Origin of the sequence: Salegentibacter agarivorans (assembly GCF_900113135.1) — a bacterium.
GTDB classification, from domain to species: Bacteria; Bacteroidota; Bacteroidia; order Flavobacteriales; family Flavobacteriaceae; genus Salegentibacter; species Salegentibacter agarivorans.
Window position 1 is genome coordinate 1 of record NZ_FOOH01000015.1, and the last position, 19,386, is coordinate 19,386.

The window sequence follows — 19,386 nt, forward strand, 5'->3', positions numbered from 1 at the left end:
AGCCTGGAAAGGCGAATAATCAGGCTTCCCCCGTTAAGCAAACATTCCTGTTAGTGAAGCCATCCGTTTTAACATATATTGCTATTCGGATTTTGGGCATCGGCACTTTTTGCAACCTTACCCCCAATATATGCCAGAATCGGTTCGATTTCTCTATGTTCCACTAACTTGCTAGGTCTTCCTTCACACACCACCGTTGCCAGTGACGCACTTGACTTTACATTGCTCTTCCCTCCGATCAGGTGAGCGGGCTTTCTTTCAAGCCTCGGAATTGTTTGCATGCAGGGCAAACAAAAAACCCCGCAGTATTGCGGGGCATCCTTAAAAAACCAAACAAAATAAAATCAATTAAGGCTGAAAGTGCTTAGTAAATTGATCTCATTACCTTTATAAGTATATTGGAAAAGTGTATTATCCCCAACCATTAAGAGCACATCTTCTAAGGGGATGACGTCATAGGTGTTAATGTCCTGAAAATGGTCTATTAGTTCCAGGTTGGGGGTATTTTTTGTATCATATATTTTTAATCCGGCAGTACCATCACAAACAAAAAGCCAGTCGTCTTTTACGCCAAGCCCGTAAGGATTTTTCATTGGGTAAGATTGTAATAACTGTGGATTGGACTTATCGGTTACATCTATTACATCCAGCTGGCTCCATTCCTGCCCGCATATATTTCCACCTCTAATAGTTACATAAGCCATATCGCCTTTTACCACAACGGGATCGCAACCAAGAATATGTCTAAACATAGATTTATATTCTGGCGTAGCTGGATTTTCTACACTATAGATATACATACCGGTAGAACTTCCCATGTATAAATGATTTTCTTTATAAAAAATAGTTTCTATATCTGGCCCAATCCATTCAGTTTTTAATAATTCGGGGTTACTTAATCCTGCAATATTGAAAACCGACAAATTATTTTGATCTACTACATATAAATAATCTTGGTGAATATTAAAACGTGCTAAAGAACCTCCGGTACCGGAACCGCCTGATGAATTTCCTGATTCAGAAAAAGATGCCCTGTCATTAGTTAGCCATTCTGTATTGCTTGCCATTTCGATTTTTCGGGTTTCCATAACATAACCTATTACTACTTCGGTTTCAGCATTAAAATTATCGCTATCTACAAAAGATGCACTTGCAGGAATACGGTTATTATGGTTGGGAAAAACGTTCTTCATTCTTTCCGCTTGTGTAATATTATTCATATCGCTAATATCAAAAACTACGAGATCCATAGCTGAATTTGCAAATAACATGTCATCTTTTACAGCGATATCGGTATTTTGCGGAATTTCAAGAAATTTCATTTTTACAGGGTTTCGGTGATCACTGTTATCTATAATATGTACACCTTTTTGATCATCGTTTATAAAAACATAATCTCCATAAGAATAGATCTTGCCCGCTTCGGTAATTGCTCTTGGCTCAGAAATTTTAACCATAGCCCTAAATTCTTCAATAGGCTTTACTACGGGAACGGCTACATTATAAAACTCTTCTTCGGTTGCGTCTTTCTCGCAAGAAGTGAACAAAGCCATTAAAGCCAGAAGAAGCAACGTAATTAAACTGTAGAAAAATCTCATAATTATCTGGTTGGTTTCTATATAGATGCATTAATTACGAAAAGGTTGCGTGATAAAATTAAAAATATTGCTGTCACTTTGTCAGAAGTTCGTTTTACCCTTATCTTTGCATTTCTTAATCCTGAAAAGGAAGATTTGAATTATGGAGAAGACAATAGACGAAAAACAACAGGGAAACACGCTCGTAATGGAGCCTAGGCAAGAAAATACCCGAAAGCTTTTTATTGAAAGTTACGGTTGTGCAATGAATTTTAGCGATAGCGAAATTGTTGCTTCTATTCTTGCAAAAGAAGGTTTTAATACTACTCAAAATTTAGAAGAAGCAGATCTGGTTTTGGTAAACACCTGTTCTATTAGAGAAAAAGCTGAACAAACCGTTCGTAAAAGACTTGAAAAATATAATGCAGTAAAAAGAATAAATCCCGGAATGAAAGTGGGCGTATTAGGTTGTATGGCCGAGCGTCTTAAAGAAAAATTCCTGGAAGAAGAAAAAATAGTAGATCTTGTAGTTGGGCCAGATGCCTATAAAGACCTTCCAAATCTTATAAATGAAGTTGAAGCAGGCCGGGATGCAATAAATGTTCTACTCTCTAAAGAGGAAACTTATGGTGATATTTCTCCTGTTCGATTGCAAAGCAATGGAGTGTCAGCATTTGTCTCTATCACCAGGGGTTGCGATAATATGTGTACTTTTTGCGTGGTACCTTTCACCCGAGGAAGAGAGCGAAGCCGCGACCCACAAAGTATAGTAGAGGAAGTAAACGATCTTTGGAATAAAGGTTTCAAAGAAATTACCCTTCTGGGCCAAAACGTAGATAGCTATTTATGGTATGGCGGCGGACTCAAAAAAGATTTCAAAAATGCTTCGGAAATTCAAAAAGCTACAGCCACAGATTTCTCCGCACTTTTAAGGCTGGTCGCCGAAGCACAACCAAAAATGAGGATTAGGTTTTCAACTTCAAATCCGCAGGATATGACTTTGGAGGTAATTGAAGTTGTAGCCGCTTATCCCAATATTTGCAAGCATATTCATTTACCGGTTCAAAGCGGAAGTGATAGAATCTTAAAAGAGATGAATAGATTACACACCCGCAAAGAATATTTTAAACTTATAGACTATATAAGAGAATTAATGCCAGAGTGCTCTATTTCCCAGGACTTAATTGTTGGTTTCCCAACTGAAACTGAAGAGGATCACAAGGATACTCTATCATTAATGGAATATGTGAAATATGACTTTGGGTATATGTATGCATATTCTGAAAGACCGGGTACTATGGCGGCCCGTAAATTGGAAGACGATGTGCCTGCAGATACAAAACAAAGAAGATTAGCCGAAATAGTAGCGCTTCAGCGTGAACATAATCATTTTAGGACGCAAAGATTTCTTGGAGAAACCGTAGAAGTTTTAGTTGAAAAAGAATCCAAAAAGTCTAGCGAACACTGGAGCGGCCGAATCACTCAAAACACCGTGGCGGTATTCCCAAAAGAGAATTACAAGATTGGTGACTTTGTAAACGTAAAAATTAATGACTGTACCAGCGCAACCCTAATTGGAGAAGCCGTTGGATATAGTGAAAATAATTAAAAAATAGTTATTCAGTCTAAAGGAATCAGTTTTAGTAACTAGATTAATTCCTTCTGAAATAACAGGATTAATATATGGAATCAATTCAGGCAGTAAAACAGCGGTTTGGAATAATTGGCGACGATCAACGCCTTAACCGCGCTATAGAAAAAGCAATCCAGGTTGCGCCTACAGATATCTCGGTTTTGGTAACCGGGGAAAGTGGGGTTGGGAAAGAAAGTATTCCAAAAATAATCCATTCATTATCTCATAGAAAACACGGGAAATATATTGCAGTAAACTGTGGTGCAATTCCCGAAGGCACTATAGATTCTGAACTTTTTGGTCACGAAAAAGGCGCTTTTACCGGTGCCACCCAAACCCGAAGCGGTTATTTTGAAGTTGCCGATGGCGGGACCATTTTTTTAGATGAAGTTGGAGAATTACCACTTCCCACACAAGTTAGGTTACTGCGTGTTTTAGAAAACGGGGAATTTATAAAAGTTGGTTCATCTAAAGTGCAAAAATCTGATGTTCGTATTATCGCGGCTACCAACATTAATATGCAGGAATCTATTAAAAAAGAACGCTTCCGTGAAGACCTGTATTATAGATTAAGCACAGTAGAAATTAACCTTCCGCCACTGCGGGATCGTAAAGACGATATTCATTTATTGTTTAGAAAATTCGCTTCAGATTTTGCGCTGAAATATAAAATGCCAACCATTAAACTTCAGGATGATGCGGTAGGTTTATTAAAAAAATACCGATGGGGCGGGAATATTCGGCAGTTAAGAAATATTGCCGAGCAAATTTCAGTTTTAGAGCAGGAACGCATTATTGGCCCCGAGCGTTTAAAAGAATATTTACCTGATATTGGTAGCAATTTACCCGCAGTTATTTCAGAAAAAAAGAAAGAAAGCGATTTTAGCAACGAACGGGAAATTCTTTACAAAGTGCTTTTTGATATGAAAAGCGACCTGACCGATCTCAAAAAACTCACCCTAAAACTTATGGAGAGTGGGAATACGCAAAAAGTTCAGGATGAAAACGAAAGCCTAATTCAAAAACTTTACGGCGACGATGATGGTGAAGATGTTGATGCAGAAGAATTAGAAGCGTTAAATGATGAAAGGCTGGAAGTACTTCAAATTCCGCAGAACAGTCCGAAATCTGAAATTAGTAGGGAAAAGGATAAATATTATTTTGCAGAAGAGATCCAGGAAGAAGAAACCCTTTCTTTGCAAGATAAAGAATTGGAACTTATAAAAAAATCTTTAGAAAGACATAGCGGAAAACGCAAAGCTGCCGCTGAGGAATTAGGGATAAGTGAACGCACACTTTACCGAAAAATAAAACAATACAACCTGTAATTTTAGTCCGCTTATATGAAAAAAACTGCTTTTCTTTTATGTTTTGTGCTCCTGCTTAGCACCCAATCTTGCGGAATTTACTCTTTTACGGGCGCGGATACGGGTGATGCAGAATCTTTCCAGGTGAATTTCTTTCAAAACCAGGCAGATCTAGTAGAACCGGGAATAGACAGAACTTTCACTTTACAGTTACAGGATCTTATTCAAAATCAAACCAGTTTAAGCCTGGCCAACAATAACGCCGATCTTATTTTTGAAGGAGAAATTATTGATTTTTATGTAGCACCTATTACCGCTACCGCTGAAAATACGGCGGCACAAAACCGACTCACCATTGCAGTGAATGTTCGTTATTATAACACCCTGGAACCCGAAAAAGATTTTGAAAGAAGGTTTTCTTTTTACTACGATTATCCCGCCAATGCGCAATTAGTTGGTGATGTTTTGGCCACTGCCTTAGATGAAATTTACAACAGGTTAACCCAGGATATTTTTAATGCCGCTTTAACCGATTGGTAATATGGAAGCAAACGAATTCATACAACTGCTGCAAAACCCAGCCGAAATCACTGCCGGGCAAACCAGTGCTCTGGAAAAGCTTATTCAGAAAGCACCGTATTTCCAGGCGGCACGTGCAGTAAGGCTCAAAGGTTTAAAAGAGCATCAGGAATTCAGCTACAACAGCGCACTAAAAAAGACTGCCGTCTATACCACTAATCGTAGTGTACTTTTTGATTTTATAACCTCGGTAGAATTTAATCAGAATAAAATTGCAAGGCAAATCCAGGAGCAGGAAGAACAATTGCGAAATATTACCGTTTTTGAACCCGAAGAAGTTTTTGCCAAAAGAAGTATGGCTATAGATGAAGCCATAAAAATGAGGCAATCTGAATCTGAACAGGTGATGGATCCCGACTTGTTTTCTGAGAAAAGTGTGAAAGCAAAGGAACATACCGAAGAAGATTTATCTGAAGACCAATTGAAATTGGGAGAACCTTTAGAGTTTGATGCTTCAGAATCACATTCTTTTTCAGAATGGTTGCGACTTACTTCAGCAAAACCTATAAAAAGAGAAGAATCCGAAGAAGAAAATCCGAAAGATGAGGTTCAGCATAAAAAGTTTGAACTTATAGACAGGTTCATATCCAAAAGTCCGAAAATAAAACCGGGTAAACCCAGCAATAAATCCAACCTGGCAGAAGTAAGCACAACCCCGCCAGAGTCGTTAATGACAGAGACTTTAGCACGGGTTTATTTGGAACAAAAAAATTATAAAAAGGCAATCCAGGCATATAAAATATTAATTTTGAAAAATCCCGAAAAAAGTGGTTTCTTTGCTGACCAAATTCGGGCAATCGAAAAATTACAAGAAAATAATACAAAGCAAGAATGAGCACATTCACGATTTTTTTAGCATTAATAGTTATTGTAGCCTTTTTACTGGTAGTGGTAATTATGGTACAAAACCCTAAAGGCGGTGGTTTATCTTCCTCTTTTGGCGGTAGCGGACAACAAGTAGGTGGAGTAAAGAAGACCGGAGACTTTTTAGATAAAAGTACCTGGACTTTAGCAACACTTTTATTAGTCCTTATTTTACTTTCTAATGTAACTATTATGGACGATTCAAGTTACGGCGAATCAAGGGTTTTTGACGAAGATGCAATGCCTGAAAATACCGCTACTCCACCGGCACAAATGCCAGGACAAACTTCAGAATCTGACAGCGCTCAATAAACGCTTCCATTCTTTATAAAATTCACAAATGCCAGCTTATGACAAGCTGGCATTTTTTGTTTGTAATTGGCAGTAAAAGCGGGGTGGCATAATTTTAGAAATAGGCTTAGTCGCTTATTCAAAGATTAATTAACCTAAATAAATTTATAAAAAAATGGGACTAAACATTAAACCGCTCTCAGACAGGGTTCTTATTGAGCCTGAAGCAGCCGAAACTAAAACGGCATCTGGAATTTACATTCCCGAAACAGCTAAAGAAAAACCACAACGTGGAAAAGTTGTAGCTGTAGGCAAGGGTAATAAAGACCACGATATGACTGTGAAAGTTGGTGATACTGTGCTTTACGGAAAATACTCCGGTACAGAATTAAAACTTGAGGGCACAGACTATCTAATGATGAGAGAAGACGATATCCTTGCAATAGTATAAGACTTCTTTTCCCCACTCCCGGGGAAACTTTCAAAATAAATAATAGTATTAATTAGATTTCCGTCTTTACGGAAATGACAAAACATAATTTACAATGGCAAAAGATATAAAGTTTGACATTCAAGCCCGCGACGGAATTAAGCGCGGTGTAGATGCATTGGCAAATGCCGTAAAAGTAACTTTAGGTCCAAAAGGACGTAATGTGGTAATAAGCAAATCTTTTGGTGCACCAACCGTAACTAAAGATGGTGTTACTGTAGCAAAAGAAATTGAACTGGAAGATGCCTTAGAAAACATGGGCGCTCAAATGGTAAAAGAAGTTGCTTCTAAAACCAATGACCTTGCAGGAGATGGTACTACTACTGCAACTGTACTTGCCCAGGCTATCGTAAAAGAAGGCCTTAAAAACGTGGCAGCAGGCGCAAGCCCAATGGATCTTAAAAGAGGTATAGATAAAGCTGTAACTGCAATCACTAAAGATTTGGAGAAACAAACCAAAGAAGTTGGTGATTCTTCAGAAAAAATAAAGCAGGTAGCTTCTATTTCTGCAAATAACGATGAGCATATTGGTGATTTAATTGCCCAGGCTTTTGGTAAAGTTGGAAAAGAAGGTGTAATTACTGTAGAAGAAGCAAAAGGTACCGAGACTCACGTAGAAGTTGTTGAAGGTATGCAGTTTGACCGTGGTTATCTTTCTCCGTATTTCGTAACGAATTCAGAGAAAATGACTGCAGATCTTGAAGATCCGTACATTTTATTGTTCGACAAAAAGATCTCTTCTATGAAAGATTTGCTTCCAGTTCTTGAGCCGGTAGCACAATCTGGAAAGCCACTTTTAATTATTGCTGAAGATGTAGATGGCGAAGCCCTTGCTACTTTGGTAGTAAATAAATTGCGTGGTTCTCTTAAAATCGCTGCTGTTAAAGCACCAGGATTTGGAGATCGTAGAAAAGCAATGTTAGAAGATATCGCTATCCTAACAGGTGGTACTGTAATTTCTGAAGAAAGAGGATTCTCTTTAGAAAACGCTACTATTGATATGTTAGGTACTGCTGAAAAAGTAGCTATCGATAAAGATAATACTACTATTGTAAACGGTGCTGGAGACAACAAGCAAATTGAAGAACGTGTAAACCAGATCAAAGCTCAGATCGAAACCACTACTTCAGATTATGATAAAGAAAAACTTCAGGAGCGTTTGGCTAAACTAGCCGGCGGTGTTGCCGTACTTTATGTAGGTGCAGCTTCAGAAGTTGAAATGAAAGAGAAGAAAGACCGTGTAGACGATGCCCTTCACGCAACCCGTGCGGCTGTAGAAGAAGGAATTGTTGCCGGTGGTGGTGTTGCGTTAGTAAGAGCACAAGCGGTTCTTGCCAAAATCAAGACTGAAAATGATGATGAAGCAACCGGAGTTCAAATTGTTTATAGAGCAATTGAATCTCCACTTAGAACCATCGTAGAAAATGCTGGTGGTGAAGCTTCTGTAGTGATCAATAAAGTTCTTGAAGGCAAGAAAGAATTTGGTTACGATGCAAAAACCGACACATTTGTAGATATGATGAAAGCCGGAATTATAGATCCTAAGAAAGTAACAAGAGTTGCGCTTGAAAACGCTGCTTCTGTTGCCGGAATGATCTTAACTACCGAGTGTGCCCTTGTTGACCTTCCAGAAGACGACAAAGGCGGCGGAGGTATGCCAGGCGGAATGGGCGGCGGAATGCCCGGAATGATGTAATGGCCCGGCCATAGCAAATATTAAAAACCCGTTTCTTTATTGAAACGGGTTTTTCTTTTTTCCAGAAACTTAAAAACTGGATTTATTAATTTCATTTAGAAAAATAATTATTCCAATCCCCGAACAATTCTTTTCCCGTGATAGGCTTTAGCATTGATTTCCCGGTGTAAGCCTTCCAGATTTTTTGAGGTGATTTTTCCTGCGCAAATCACTTCCATATCACCAGCCAGAGCTGTTATTTTTTTAAGTTGAAGGATGCCTTCAGCCGCGGTATTTTCTCCTCCTGAAGTAAGAATTCCATTTACAACACCTAAGTCTCTTAAAGATTTCACAGATTCTAAAATAGCCGGAGTTTCATCAATGGCTTTATGAAAGACAAATTTCATAGGTTTTCCTATTTCCGCAAGTTTTTCAACGGCATCAATATTTATTGTTTTATCTTCTTTTAAAATTCCTAATACCACGCCATTTACACCGGCTTCTTTACAAAAGACTATATCACTAGCCATCTGCTTAATTTCAGCATTATTATACACGAAATCACCAGCCCGGGGTCTAATCATAACGCGGATCGGAATATTTAAATGGGATTTAGCCGAAAGGATCAATTCTCTGGAAGGTGTTAAACCTTCTGCATCTAAATCTGCACAGAGCTCGATGCGATCAGCTCCATTTTCTTCAGCAACCAAAGCTTGTTCTATGCTTTCTACGCAGGCTTCTCTTATATAAGTCATTACATTATATTAGCTTTTCTTCATAAAATCAAAGCCACCTTTCCTAAGATTGATCCCAAATTCCAAATAAGCCTTTAAACAGGCAAGGAAATTTGCCCAACCTTCGGTATTTCCACCAAACCATTGGATGCCCATCTCATCTGCTTTCATCTTGCCTTCTTGTATCCTTACTAGCGTACTGGTTTTAGAAACTTCGGTAAGGCTAATTTCAACCAGTAAGATTTTATCTTTCGCTCCTTCCCATTCAAAAGAAATGAATTCACCAGGAACTAGTTTTAGAACATTTACCGGCGCATATTCTTCAAATTCCGGAAATTTCCAGCTTATAGATTTCCCCTCTTCCATCATTCCGGAGCTTTCGGCAATAAAATAATTTTTCATTTGCTCAGAATCTATAATCGCTTCATAAACTTCAGCTTTCGATTTTGCGATTTGCAGGGCCGTTTTAATTTCTAACATCTTCATAAGTTGAAATTTACTTAAATATAAAACAGAAATTCCAAACCTCACAGGTTTTTGAAACCTGTGAGGAGAGCGATAGATAGCTTAAGAATTATTCTCCTTCTATTTCAATTAATTTTTTCGGAATAAATAACACAAATTTAAAGTCAAACCAAGATTACTAAAAAATAAAATTTTTCATATCTATAACTAACTAATTCTACTTGTCTTACTTAATATACACCCGTTAAGAATGATTATTTAGAGTTAATTATATCTCTAAAATAACCAAAAAATTAAGCTCTGATGATACTTCACTTATTTCTAAAGTTTCTTTCTTATAACTAGCAACAACAGGTGTATAATAATCTGTACCACATATTGTTCTTGATTGTTCTGTTTCAAATTGAACATTAATAGTTTCTTCTATATCATCTAAATAAATAGTGTATTCGTATGATGATCTATGTGGCACTGTTAACATAATCGAATTATCCAGCACTCTAATTTCAGCATCAGGGTTTGCAAATTCATTTCCTGGAATAAATTGAAAAGTAATAAGTTCTTCTGAATAATCAGCTTCTACCCTGATATTATCTGGGTCAATAGTCCCATTTTAAAAGAGATTAGCACCTGAGTCATCAACTATCTTGAGATGCAAGGAAGGCACTGGCATATCTAAAATACAGTCATCTCCTTCATCGTCGCTGTTGGAACAACTGGAAATAAGAGACCAATTAAAATAAGCGTAATGATTTTTTTCATAATTCAGTATTTATTAAAATTTAATACTCTTAGTTCTATTTATTAGATGCACTTTCTTCTAAATGGTTGCGCCAAATGGCATACAATTTTATTATACTACTCCTTTCAAGTAGCATTTAAAGTATAACAGTTATTTCGTGGTAATTAAAAACTAAACCCTAAACTCAAGAAATACAAAACTTATAATTCACTCAGGCTTAGATTTTGAAATATATCCAGAAGGATGCTTAGTTAGAGACTAAATTTTAGCGTTGCTAAAACCTGCGAAGGCCGCAACTGATAACTGCTCTGCACATAATAATATTGATTGTTATATGCATTTATAAAAGTATCTGTATTCAAAATATTTCGCCAGCTTAAATTCAAGTCCATTTTGGGCTTTTTAAAAGTAAACTGATAGCCCAAGTTTACAAAATAATTATCCCCATTTTCAGAAAGCGAATTTCCATAATATTCTCCACTCAAACTCAAATATTGATTATCCTTAGGATAAAAATAAAGTTCTATGATATGTTGATGGGTTTCTATTTTTTGAAAATTGTTCCCTTCAAAACCCGAAGTATAAGTAGAGAAATTACCTGAATAATTCGCAATTAGCCAACTCCAAATATCGGCTTCCAAACTTCCTCGTAGATTCAAATTTTGTGTATTCACCTCGGCCAGCGTATTATTTAAAAGCTGTTGCCGATTTGATAAATTATATGAAGCATTTAGTTTAAGTGTTGTTTTTAGTTCCCTAAAGTATTTGCTTCCGCCGGCTTTGAAACTATGATTATCGAAACTATTATTGCGAGCCACAGCTTCTAAAATTGTTGTTCCATTTTCACCAATATTAGAACTGTACAATAGGTTATTTTCAGAATACGCATACGAGTAAGACGCATTTAAAAATAATTGCTTTAACGGATTTCGATAACGTAGGCCTCCGCTATAATTTTGTTTTTGTTCTTCGGAAATTGGTGCATTGTAGCGATTTAAATTCCGATAGCCTTTCAGTAAAAATCCGTAATATAATTGCTGAATTTCACCAAAATTATAACTCAATCCTGCTGAAGCATTTGCTTCCCAAAAAGCTGAAATTTTCTTTCTTACATAAAAATTAGGTTCAAAAACCAAACGATCCAGATTTCTGCTATCCTCAAAATTATCATCTTCAAGGTGAAAGCTTTTAAATTCAAGCGGTGTACTTAAACGCAAATTCCATGTTTCATCCTTACTTTCAAACCTGAAAGCGTTTTTAAAATACACCGAAGATTGTACAAATTCGGTTCGATTTTTAAAATTCACATCCAAAACTTCGTCGATCTCATTAAGGAAAACATCGCTATCTAACTGCTGATGCTGAAATGAAAAGCCAAATTTTGGGGAGATAGTGAATTTCCCCAGTGCTTTTGTCAATCCGGCAGAATTATCGGTATAAATTTTTCTGGCTGATACCAATTGCTGAATTTCCCCAAATGGATCGCCATCATTAAAAATAGCTTCAAATTGTCCTGGCTGCACCATGAGATCCTGATTATTTTCTGTAAATCCGGTATTCGAATTAAAAGTGATTAATTGTTTACCCACGGCCCTAAGCAAACGCAGATCGTTTTTAATTCCGAAGAAAGGATTATCCAGCTGCTGCTTTATTTTTGTACCAGGACGATCTATAACACCTCGTGCAGCATTCCAAAATCCGTTAAATTCCAATTGATTTTTCAGGTAATTTTTATCGGCATTATTTTCTAGGGTTAGTTTCCCCTGAAGTGTACTCACATAAAGATGGTTGTTTGTATTCTCGATCACATCAATCGTATCTGTAGGTGTAAAATAGCGGGTTTGTGTACTCCCATCCTGTTGCTGGTAATCATTTAGATAAGAGATATTCAGTTTTAGATCTATATTCTCTTTTATACGCTGTAAAATATTTGCAGAACCCAAATGCACATTATTATCCAACCAGCGTTCCTGAGAAAAAGGCGGCTCTGAAATGTTCTGAATCGAAAGCCAATCGGTTTTATCGATCGTAAACTGATCACCCAAAAAATTAATCGAAAAATCACGAATCTCCCGGGAAACATCACTACCGGTATTATTACTTTGATAAGTAAAGATCGCCTGTTGTTTTTTAGTAAAAATCATGGGCGTTACCTTTGCTTGCCAAAGCAGAGGCGCTGCACCAATCCCGGCGGTGGCCGTTCCGCTATACGTAATATCTTTTTTAAGCTTGATATTTATGGAAGCGCGCTCTGAAAATTCCAAACTATCCAAAACTTTTACCGGCTGGTGATTTTCCAGGATCTCTACTTTAGAAACCGCCTCGGCAGACAGGTTATCATTCGCCAGATTATAACGCCCTTCTAACAAATCTAAACCTTCGATATAATATTTCTGAATAGGCTCATCTCTATAAAAAATCTGTCCGTTTGGCCGAATATCGATACCCGGTATTTTTTTTAGAACATCAGCGATCACACGGTCATTTTTTCCTTTAAAGGCTGCTACTGAAAAACTAAGCGTATCGCCACGTTGCTGCAAAATTTCAGATTTTACGAGCACCTCTTTTAAAGATTCTGAAGAAGGTGAAAGCTTAACTTCAAGTGTCTGTGATTTATTCTGAATCGTTTTTTTAAACGTACCAAAACCTATATATGAAACTTTTAAAAACAGGGAATCACTCTCATTTTTGACAGCTATTTTGAATTTTCCATTCGCATCTGAAATACCATAAGCTAGTATTGGAGAAACAGAATCTTTACTCACCATCACCGTTGCCCCACTCAGTTTCTCATCTTGATCGTCTAGAACCTGTCCCGAGATTTCTTTTTGAGAATAACCTACAGAAATGATAAATATCGATATGAGGAATAGGAAAATCTGTCTAAAATGATCCAATTGATTATTTTTTTTGATTGATGATGATTTATTATGGCTAAAGCTCGATTGGATTATTTCGTTTTTTATATTTTTCGCTTAGTTCTTTTCTTGTTTTAGTTTCATCTTCTTCGCTCCAACCGAATTTTATGCCTGCCTTTTGCATTGTACCAATAGGATCACGATCATAATCGTCCCGAACCTGATCAAGTTCTTGCTGAGAAACAGTTTTATAATTATCTAAATTCAATAGTTTATCTACCGGATTTGCTAATTCCTGAAATGCTGTTAAGCTAAAATGATAATGATTTTTCAGGTCTGAAATCTCTAGAATAAGTCCCGGCAAACCACTAAACTTATAAGGCCCATCAGAGAATGGTAATTCTGGCGCAAACCAGGCGACATAATTTCTCCCTGCAAAATCACCTGTGGCTTTCTGAACGCTAAAACCTAAAATTTCTTTATTCTCTGGCTGAATTTCCCAATCAATCTGTTTTAGATCCTGTTTATATTTTAGTTCATATTGAAAAACTTTTTCGGCTAAAATAAGTTCGTTCTCCTGATAATCTTTATAGATGGTATATTTAAAATCGGTCATTTGATTGTACTCATCCATCCTCATGCTTACAGGATTTGTCATATTTTTTAAAGAATCTTTAACTGCTTTACCCAGGCTGGAATATCGTGATTGCTCCTCACTTAAATAAAGTACACCGGTTTCAGATTTTATGGAGTTTTCATCTGTCGAATCCTCCTGGAATTCGAGTTGATACGTAGCTTTATAGGAATATTGATCCTGTGCCTGCAAATTTCCTAAACTAAGTAAAAGCACTAACATTATAAGACTTCTCATTTTTGTAGTTCTATTTGGTTATTCCTTTTCGCAAAACTTTCTTTAAACGCTTCAACATATTTTTTTTTGGTTTCTGCAGAGATGGTTATATTAGGGGGGATGGGAGCATACCCCCATGGATCTTCCATATATCGTTTCCAAACTTTATATAATTCAGTTTTATTGGTTTCAGCGTATTGGTTAAGATTGATCTTGTATTTAAGTTTTGGACTGAGTTTCTCAAGACCGAAAAATTCAAATACATAATGCTGCTGGGTATCTTCAAGCTCCAATATTAAACCCGGCAAACCACTAAACTTATAAGGCCCGTCTGAAATTGGAATTTCTGAAGTGAACCAGGCTATATAATCTCTTCCGGCAAAAGAAGTTTTAGCTTTCTGAACCTCAAAATCTTTAATTTTCTTTTTCTCCGGTAGAATTTCCCATTTAAATTGATTCATTTCCTGGGTATAGTAAAATTGATCACGTGAAATAGTTCTCGTGAAAAACAGCTTATTTTCACTCCTATGCTTCAAAATAACATATTGAAAATCTGTAACCGCTTCCCGGGAAGTATGTGCAGTATTTCCTTTTCTAACAATAGGATTGGCCAGAGTTTTTGCCCGACTTGAAAATTTAGAAAGTTCGTCTCCGGCAAACAGGAGCATATATTCAGATTTCGATTTATCCAGATTGGTAGAGTCTAACTTATAAGTGAGCTTGTAGGTAACTTTATATTCGAATTTATCGGTGAGTTTTTGAGCACTGCAAATTGATGTAAACAAAATAAGTAGAAATATCAAGTAGGCTTGTTTCATAGTTTAAATTATTTCAGTTCTATGGGGTTATTTTTCTTCTTAAATTCCTCGCGATGTTCCTTTAATAATTTCTCCTTTTGACCGGGTTGAAAACCCATTGTAATCCCGGAACTTTCCATTATTACAAAGGGATTTTCAGCATACTCTTCTTTTATTTGTAAAAATCTTTCTCTACTAACCTCCAGATAATTTTCTGGATTAAACTCCATCGAAATTTCATCGTTCAATTCTTTGAAACCGGTAAGTTTAAAGGTATAATAACCTTTATTATCTGAAATTTCCAGGATCAGGCCCGGTAAGCCACGAAATTTATATGGCCCTTCTGAAACAGGTATCGCAGTAGTAAACCACGCGGTATAATTCCTTCCTGAAAAACTTGTTTTTGCCTTTTGTGCCCCAAAACCGGCTACATCTTTAGTCTCGGGCAATATTTCCCAATTCAAATCAGCAATTTCCTGTTTATACCGGTAATTGTCCTTGACGATTTTCTCAGTAACAGAAACCTCTGCTGAGTTCTGCCTCTTAAAAATATAAAAGTTTAATGCCGACATTGGCATTTTGGACCTCATTTCATTAAAACTTTGTTGGGTTCGTTCGCGATCTTTATAAGCCTCTTTTATAGAATCTGCTATGTATTGGCCTTCGCTGGAAAATCGCGAAATCTTATCACCAATAAACAATACCATAGCTTCATTCTGGATAGACTTAGCATCTGTTGAATCTATTTGCCAGGTAAGGTTGTACGTAGCTTTGTATTTAAATTGATCTTCAATCTCTTTGTTTTGTGCAAAAGCGGAAGAAAAAATAGGACTGAAAATAATCAAAAGGAAAGTCTGCATTAGTGATGATATATTAAGGATTAGATTGATATGGTGAATAATTATTCAATAATAAGAATATATTTTTCCTAATAAAAATTTTAACTAAATAAATAGTAGTTCAACTAAAAATAAAGTTGTCGCATATTTAAAGAATTATCCAGCTTTATTAAATTTAATATCTTGGTAGATCCTTGAGAACCTTATCTAATGAATAAATTTATAAGAGCGCTAATTTTAATAGCGGGGCCATTATTATTTTTTATCCTTCAAATCATCGGAGCACCGCAATCTATGCCGCCGGCAGCTTTTGATATTCTTTGTATTACCATTTGGATGGCGCTCTGGTGGGTTACCGAGGTAATCCCAATTTCGGTTACCGCTTTATTACCCATTGTCATGTTCCCCTTAACCGGCGCTTTAGATATTGAAGCCACCACCGCTGCTTTTGGTCATAAATACGTGTTTTTATACCTGGGCGGATTTGTTCTCGCGGTAGCTATAGAAAAATGGGATTTACACCGAAGAATCGCGCTGAACATCATCAATCTTATTGGCAGCAAAATAAAATTTATAATCCTTGGCTTTATGATAGCCACAGCATTTCTTTCTATGTGGATCTCCAATACCGCAACTTCAGTTATGATGCTTCCAATTGGCACCGCGATAATAAGTCAGTTAAAAAACAATCCTTTTAGCAACGAAAATGAACCTTTGGTCTTTGGTAAAGCATTAATGCTCGCAATTGCCTATAGCGCTTCTATTGGTGGAATTGGAACGCTGATAGGAACACCACCAAACCTGGTTTTTGCGGGAATAGTTGAAGAGTTATACGGAATAGAGATCAGTTTTTTAAAATGGGCAATGTTAGGAATTCCTATCTCGGTTTTTCTGTTGTTTATCTGCTGGAAATACTTAACCAGTTTTGCTTTTAAATTTGATAAAGCTGAATTCCCGGGTGGAAGAGCCGAAATTAATAAACTACTGAAGTCTTTAGGAAAAATAAGCAAGCAGGAAAAAAGGGTGCTGGTTATCTTCGGTTGCACCGCTTTTTTTTGGATCACAAGATCATTTTTAATTCAGCCTTTTTTACCCTTTATAGATGATACTATAATAGCTATTATTGCGGCAATCGCACTCTTTATTGTTCCCTCCGGAAAAGAAACAAAACCTTTATTAAACTGGGAAGAAGCGGTGAAAATTCCGTGGGGAATTATTTTACTTTTTGGCGGCGGAATGGCATTGGCAAAAGGTTTTAGCGAAACAGGATTAGCCATTTGGATAGGCGAACAACTCACCTATCTACAAAACCTGCCGTTATTTCTATTAATATTAATTCTTGTCGCTGCCGTTAATTTTCTAACTGAAGTAACCTCTAACCTGGCTACTACGGCAATGCTACTTCCAATTTTAGCGCCTATGGCTTTGGCAATTGGACTTCACCCTTACTTATTATTAATAAGCGCAACACTGGCCGCATCCTGCGCTTTTATGTTGCCGGTAGCAACTCCACCAAACGCGGTAGTCTTTGGCTCCGGCTATTTAAATATTCCAGATATGATAAAAACAGGATTATGGATGAACCTGTTTTCTATTCTTTTAATAAGTATTTTAGTGTATTTCTTTTTACCCAGCATCTGGGGTTTTAAAGTGAACGAGATTCCAGAAGTTTTTGCATAAAAAAAACTTGTGACTGATCAAGGGGAAAACTTTTTTTAATCAACTTCCTTCTTTCTCGTTTTCAAAAAGTATTTAGGATTTACTCCATACTTTTCTTTAAAGATCTTAGAGAAATAACTCCTGTTATTTAAACCAATCGCGGTTACAATTTCAGAAATATTCTTTTCTGAAGTCATTAGCATTTCTTTGGCGGCTTCCAGCTTTTTATGCTGCATATATTTATTTACCGTAAGATCGTAAACATATTTAAAACCTTCCTGCAGTTTATTTACGTTTGTTCCCGCCTCTTTTGCCAGGGCTTCTACTGTTAGATTACTTCCTAAATCACCCTGAATGCGTTTTACCACATAATCTACCTTTTCAATGTCAGACTGTCTTAGTATCTGCGGAAGCTTATCGCCATCTTCGTCATCTTCATACTGGGCAATTTGAATAACGAGCATTTGAAATGTTTTACCTTCCAAATAAAGAGAACGTAAGAAACCGGTGAATTCCTTAGTATTAATCTCATTCATAATATCGGCAGCTTTTATACTATAGTTGCCCTGGTAGAAAAACTGCTTTTCGGCCACCGCATCCTGAAATAATCCTTTTAGTGTGGGTTCAAGATCTTTAAAATCGTAGTTACGCCTATGGGCAAAAACCGATCTAATAATTTCAAGGCTGGAAATGTGAGTTGCCTCGTTGGCTTTAAAATACAGTACGTGCCCATTATACCCGCTACTGGATACAATGATATTTTGATAAGCTTTTATTTCATTTACTTTCTCAGCATCCTGGAAAGAATGACCAATTGATCCCGCTGAGCAAAAAATAAACTTTAAGGGATGCACCGTGTTTAAGGCAAAATGAATTTCCACATCTTCATAAAACTTGCAGTTGTATGAAATGAAGCCCATTCCAGAGTCAAAACTAATTCCCCTAATATAGCCTTCGCCCACTTCTTTTGGCAATTCTATGGTGTATTCTCCACTTCCATTTTGAATTGGTGCATTAAGGTTTTTAGAAATATCCTGAATAATTTCATCTACTGGTAAAGTTTTTACATTTATCCTCATAAACTAAACGTGGGGAAGCCCCTTTATTTCGAATTTTAAAACTTAATATTAGTTTTATTTTAAATACCAACGAAGTGTTTTAACACTCGTTGAATTTCTGTAAAGTTAGAATATCCTTCGCAAATAGCACTAAAAGCCATTAACAAATCGGTTTTAAGTTAATATTTAGAGCTTTTGCGTTAAACACTTTACTTAATTGCAACCTCAAAATACGCAATTGTGCCCGATTTCACGTTATAAACCGTAACTTTTATCTTAAAAACGGCAAGCAAAACAAATTAACAATCAGATATTTACATATTATTAATCGCGCCCTCTCCTACCCTGGTTAGGTACCAAATATATCGATTACTATGGATATTATTTTTCTTCTTTTGGGCCTTGAAGCTTTGGCAATAATTATTGTTTCCACATTTTTTGTAAAAAAAATAATTAAAACACTAAGAAAGAAGTAGCTGCCAACTACCTTTTAAATTCTCAAATTTCAAAACTTCCCTTATTAAAACAAACATTCATTGGGTAAGTAAGTTTTAATGGATATTTTAGACCAAAATTGTATAAATTAAACTTGTTACAAAATGTCTAAGACTTACTATAATCCAGATGATTTAAGAAAATTCGGCGAAATAACCGAATGGAGTGAAGAATTAGGAAATAAATTTTTTGATTACTACGGAAAAGTTTTTGAAGAAGGAGCACTTTCTGCTAGAGAAAAGTCGCTTATAGCCCTTGCGGTTTCGCACGTTGTAAAATGCCCATATTGCATTGATGCCTATACTAAAGACGGTTTGCAAAGAGGAATCACCAAAGAAGAAATGATGGAAGCCGTACACGCCGGCGCCGCTATTGAAAGTGGAGCTACCCTTGTACACGGGGTACAGATGATGAACAAATATGATAAATTGAGTATGTAAGTTTTATACTGAAATATTTAAATACAAAATCAT

General features: G+C 36.5%; 18 protein-coding genes. 9 read left to right on the forward strand and 9 right to left on the reverse strand.

The features are described 5' to 3' along the window. Positions 1-344 precede the first annotated feature (344 nt). On the reverse strand, positions 345-1,598 hold the full coding sequence (locus tag BM084_RS11785; RefSeq protein WP_093304953.1) for an LVIVD repeat-containing protein: 1,254 nt from the start codon (positions 1,596-1,598) through the stop codon (positions 345-347). A gap of 142 nt (positions 1,599-1,740) precedes the next feature. Here BM084_RS11785 and miaB point away from each other — a divergent pair, with 142 nt between their 5' ends. The 7 genes from miaB (at position 1,741) to groL (ending at position 8,437) form a co-directional block, all read left to right on the forward strand. Then, positions 1,741-3,186, forward strand: a complete 1,446-nt coding sequence (gene miaB / locus BM084_RS11790) for a tRNA (N6-isopentenyl adenosine(37)-C2)-methylthiotransferase MiaB (RefSeq protein ID WP_093304956.1) — start codon at positions 1,741-1,743, stop codon at positions 3,184-3,186. 74 nt (positions 3,187-3,260) lie between these two features. Next, the gene (locus BM084_RS11795; RefSeq protein WP_093304958.1) at positions 3,261-4,538 is read left to right on the forward strand and encodes a sigma-54 interaction domain-containing protein; all 1,278 of its coding nucleotides are present in this window, start codon (positions 3,261-3,263) and stop codon (positions 4,536-4,538) included. A gap of 15 nt (positions 4,539-4,553) precedes the next feature. After that, entirely contained in the window at positions 4,554-5,057 is a 504-nt protein-coding gene (lptE, locus tag BM084_RS11800; protein WP_093304960.1) for an LPS assembly lipoprotein LptE, read from the forward strand. Between the two features lies 1 nt (position 5,058). Continuing rightward, the gene (locus tag BM084_RS11805) at positions 5,059-5,931 is read left to right on the forward strand and encodes a hypothetical protein (protein ID WP_093304962.1); all 873 of its coding nucleotides are present in this window, start codon (positions 5,059-5,061) and stop codon (positions 5,929-5,931) included. After that, complete coding sequence (secG, locus tag BM084_RS11810) at positions 5,928-6,272, forward strand: preprotein translocase subunit SecG (protein ID WP_093304964.1); 345 nt, start codon at positions 5,928-5,930, stop codon at positions 6,270-6,272. Before BM084_RS11805 ends, secG begins: the two co-directional genes overlap by 4 nt. Before the next feature lie 154 nt (positions 6,273-6,426). Further along, the gene (locus BM084_RS11815) at positions 6,427-6,702 is read left to right on the forward strand and encodes a co-chaperone GroES (protein ID WP_057482963.1); all 276 of its coding nucleotides are present in this window, start codon (positions 6,427-6,429) and stop codon (positions 6,700-6,702) included. Positions 6,703-6,796: 94 nt separating this feature from the next. Beyond that, positions 6,797-8,437, forward strand: coding sequence for a chaperonin GroEL (gene groL / locus BM084_RS11820; RefSeq protein ID WP_093304967.1), 1,641 nt, complete (start codon positions 6,797-6,799; stop codon positions 8,435-8,437). A gap of 107 nt (positions 8,438-8,544) precedes the next feature. On the opposite strand, the gene BM084_RS11825 is transcribed toward groL, so the two are convergent. From BM084_RS11825 to BM084_RS11855, 7 genes are all read right to left on the reverse strand, one after another. After that, positions 8,545-9,171, reverse strand: a complete 627-nt coding sequence (locus tag BM084_RS11825) for a copper homeostasis protein CutC (protein WP_093304969.1) — start codon at positions 9,169-9,171, stop codon at positions 8,545-8,547. A 9-nt stretch (positions 9,172-9,180) separates the two neighbouring features. Beyond that, entirely contained in the window at positions 9,181-9,636 is a 456-nt protein-coding gene (locus BM084_RS11830) for an SRPBCC domain-containing protein (RefSeq protein WP_057482960.1), read from the reverse strand. A 247-nt stretch (positions 9,637-9,883) separates the two neighbouring features. Further along, positions 9,884-10,096: a hypothetical protein gene (locus tag BM084_RS11835; protein WP_143083653.1), complete on the reverse strand. Its 213-nt coding sequence runs from the start codon at positions 10,094-10,096 to the stop codon at positions 9,884-9,886. Positions 10,097-10,608: 512 nt separating this feature from the next. Beyond that, the gene (locus BM084_RS11840) at positions 10,609-13,254 is read right to left on the reverse strand and encodes a carboxypeptidase-like regulatory domain-containing protein (RefSeq protein ID WP_093304973.1); all 2,646 of its coding nucleotides are present in this window, start codon (positions 13,252-13,254) and stop codon (positions 10,609-10,611) included. Between the two features lie 37 nt (positions 13,255-13,291). Then, on the reverse strand, positions 13,292-14,086 hold the full coding sequence (locus BM084_RS11845) for a GLPGLI family protein (RefSeq protein WP_245764368.1): 795 nt from the start codon (positions 14,084-14,086) through the stop codon (positions 13,292-13,294). Then, on the reverse strand, positions 14,083-14,883 hold the full coding sequence (locus BM084_RS11850; RefSeq protein ID WP_093304976.1) for a GLPGLI family protein: 801 nt from the start codon (positions 14,881-14,883) through the stop codon (positions 14,083-14,085). The genes BM084_RS11845 and BM084_RS11850 overlap by 4 nt, the downstream gene beginning before the upstream one ends. A gap of 8 nt (positions 14,884-14,891) precedes the next feature. Next, complete coding sequence (locus tag BM084_RS11855; RefSeq protein ID WP_093304980.1) at positions 14,892-15,722, reverse strand: GLPGLI family protein; 831 nt, start codon at positions 15,720-15,722, stop codon at positions 14,892-14,894. 189 nt (positions 15,723-15,911) lie between these two features. On the opposite strand from BM084_RS11855, the gene BM084_RS11860 reads away from it, so the two are divergent. Beyond that, positions 15,912-17,381 carry an SLC13 family permease gene (locus BM084_RS11860; RefSeq protein ID WP_075325722.1) on the forward strand — a complete coding sequence of 490 codons (1,470 nt, stop codon included), beginning with the start codon at positions 15,912-15,914 and terminating at the stop codon, positions 17,379-17,381. Positions 17,382-17,416: 35 nt separating this feature from the next. On the opposite strand, the gene BM084_RS11865 is transcribed toward BM084_RS11860, so the two are convergent. Next, positions 17,417-18,439, reverse strand: coding sequence for a helix-turn-helix domain-containing protein (locus BM084_RS11865; protein WP_075325721.1), 1,023 nt, complete (start codon positions 18,437-18,439; stop codon positions 17,417-17,419). A 578-nt stretch (positions 18,440-19,017) separates the two neighbouring features. Here BM084_RS11865 and BM084_RS11870 point away from each other — a divergent pair. After that, the gene (locus BM084_RS11870; protein WP_075325720.1) at positions 19,018-19,353 is read left to right on the forward strand and encodes an arsenosugar biosynthesis-associated peroxidase-like protein; all 336 of its coding nucleotides are present in this window, start codon (positions 19,018-19,020) and stop codon (positions 19,351-19,353) included. Positions 19,354-19,386 lie beyond the last annotated feature (33 nt).

What these genes read in the sequence shown, in the direction of transcription:
- BM084_RS11860 (WP_075325722.1), top strand. Translation starts at nt 15,912, where the DNA reads ATGAATAAATTTATAAGAGCGCTAATTTTAATAGCGGGGCCATTATTA.
- BM084_RS11850 (WP_093304976.1), bottom strand. Translation starts at nt 14,883, where the DNA reads ATGAAACAAGCCTACTTGATATTTCTACTTATTTTGTTTACATCAATT.
- BM084_RS11805 (WP_093304962.1), top strand. Translation starts at nt 5,059, where the DNA reads ATGGAAGCAAACGAATTCATACAACTGCTGCAAAACCCAGCCGAAATC.
- BM084_RS11835 (WP_143083653.1), bottom strand. Translation starts at nt 10,096, where the DNA reads ATGTTAACAGTGCCACATAGATCATCATACGAATACACTATTTATTTA.
- BM084_RS11870 (WP_075325720.1), top strand. Translation starts at nt 19,018, where the DNA reads ATGTCTAAGACTTACTATAATCCAGATGATTTAAGAAAATTCGGCGAA.
- BM084_RS11785 (WP_093304953.1), bottom strand. Translation starts at nt 1,598, where the DNA reads ATGAGATTTTTCTACAGTTTAATTACGTTGCTTCTTCTGGCTTTAATG.
- BM084_RS11825 (WP_093304969.1), bottom strand. Translation starts at nt 9,171, where the DNA reads ATGACTTATATAAGAGAAGCCTGCGTAGAAAGCATAGAACAAGCTTTG.
- miaB (WP_093304956.1), top strand. Translation starts at nt 1,741, where the DNA reads ATGGAGAAGACAATAGACGAAAAACAACAGGGAAACACGCTCGTAATG.
- BM084_RS11815 (WP_057482963.1), top strand. Translation starts at nt 6,427, where the DNA reads ATGGGACTAAACATTAAACCGCTCTCAGACAGGGTTCTTATTGAGCCT.
- BM084_RS11855 (WP_093304980.1), bottom strand. Translation starts at nt 15,722, where the DNA reads ATGCAGACTTTCCTTTTGATTATTTTCAGTCCTATTTTTTCTTCCGCT.
- BM084_RS11865 (WP_075325721.1), bottom strand. Translation starts at nt 18,439, where the DNA reads ATGAGGATAAATGTAAAAACTTTACCAGTAGATGAAATTATTCAGGAT.
- BM084_RS11795 (WP_093304958.1), top strand. Translation starts at nt 3,261, where the DNA reads ATGGAATCAATTCAGGCAGTAAAACAGCGGTTTGGAATAATTGGCGAC.
- lptE (WP_093304960.1), top strand. Translation starts at nt 4,554, where the DNA reads ATGAAAAAAACTGCTTTTCTTTTATGTTTTGTGCTCCTGCTTAGCACC.
- BM084_RS11845 (WP_245764368.1), bottom strand. Translation starts at nt 14,086, where the DNA reads ATGAGAAGTCTTATAATGTTAGTGCTTTTACTTAGTTTAGGAAATTTG.
- secG (WP_093304964.1), top strand. Translation starts at nt 5,928, where the DNA reads ATGAGCACATTCACGATTTTTTTAGCATTAATAGTTATTGTAGCCTTT.
- BM084_RS11830 (WP_057482960.1), bottom strand. Translation starts at nt 9,636, where the DNA reads ATGAAGATGTTAGAAATTAAAACGGCCCTGCAAATCGCAAAATCGAAA.
- groL (WP_093304967.1), top strand. Translation starts at nt 6,797, where the DNA reads ATGGCAAAAGATATAAAGTTTGACATTCAAGCCCGCGACGGAATTAAG.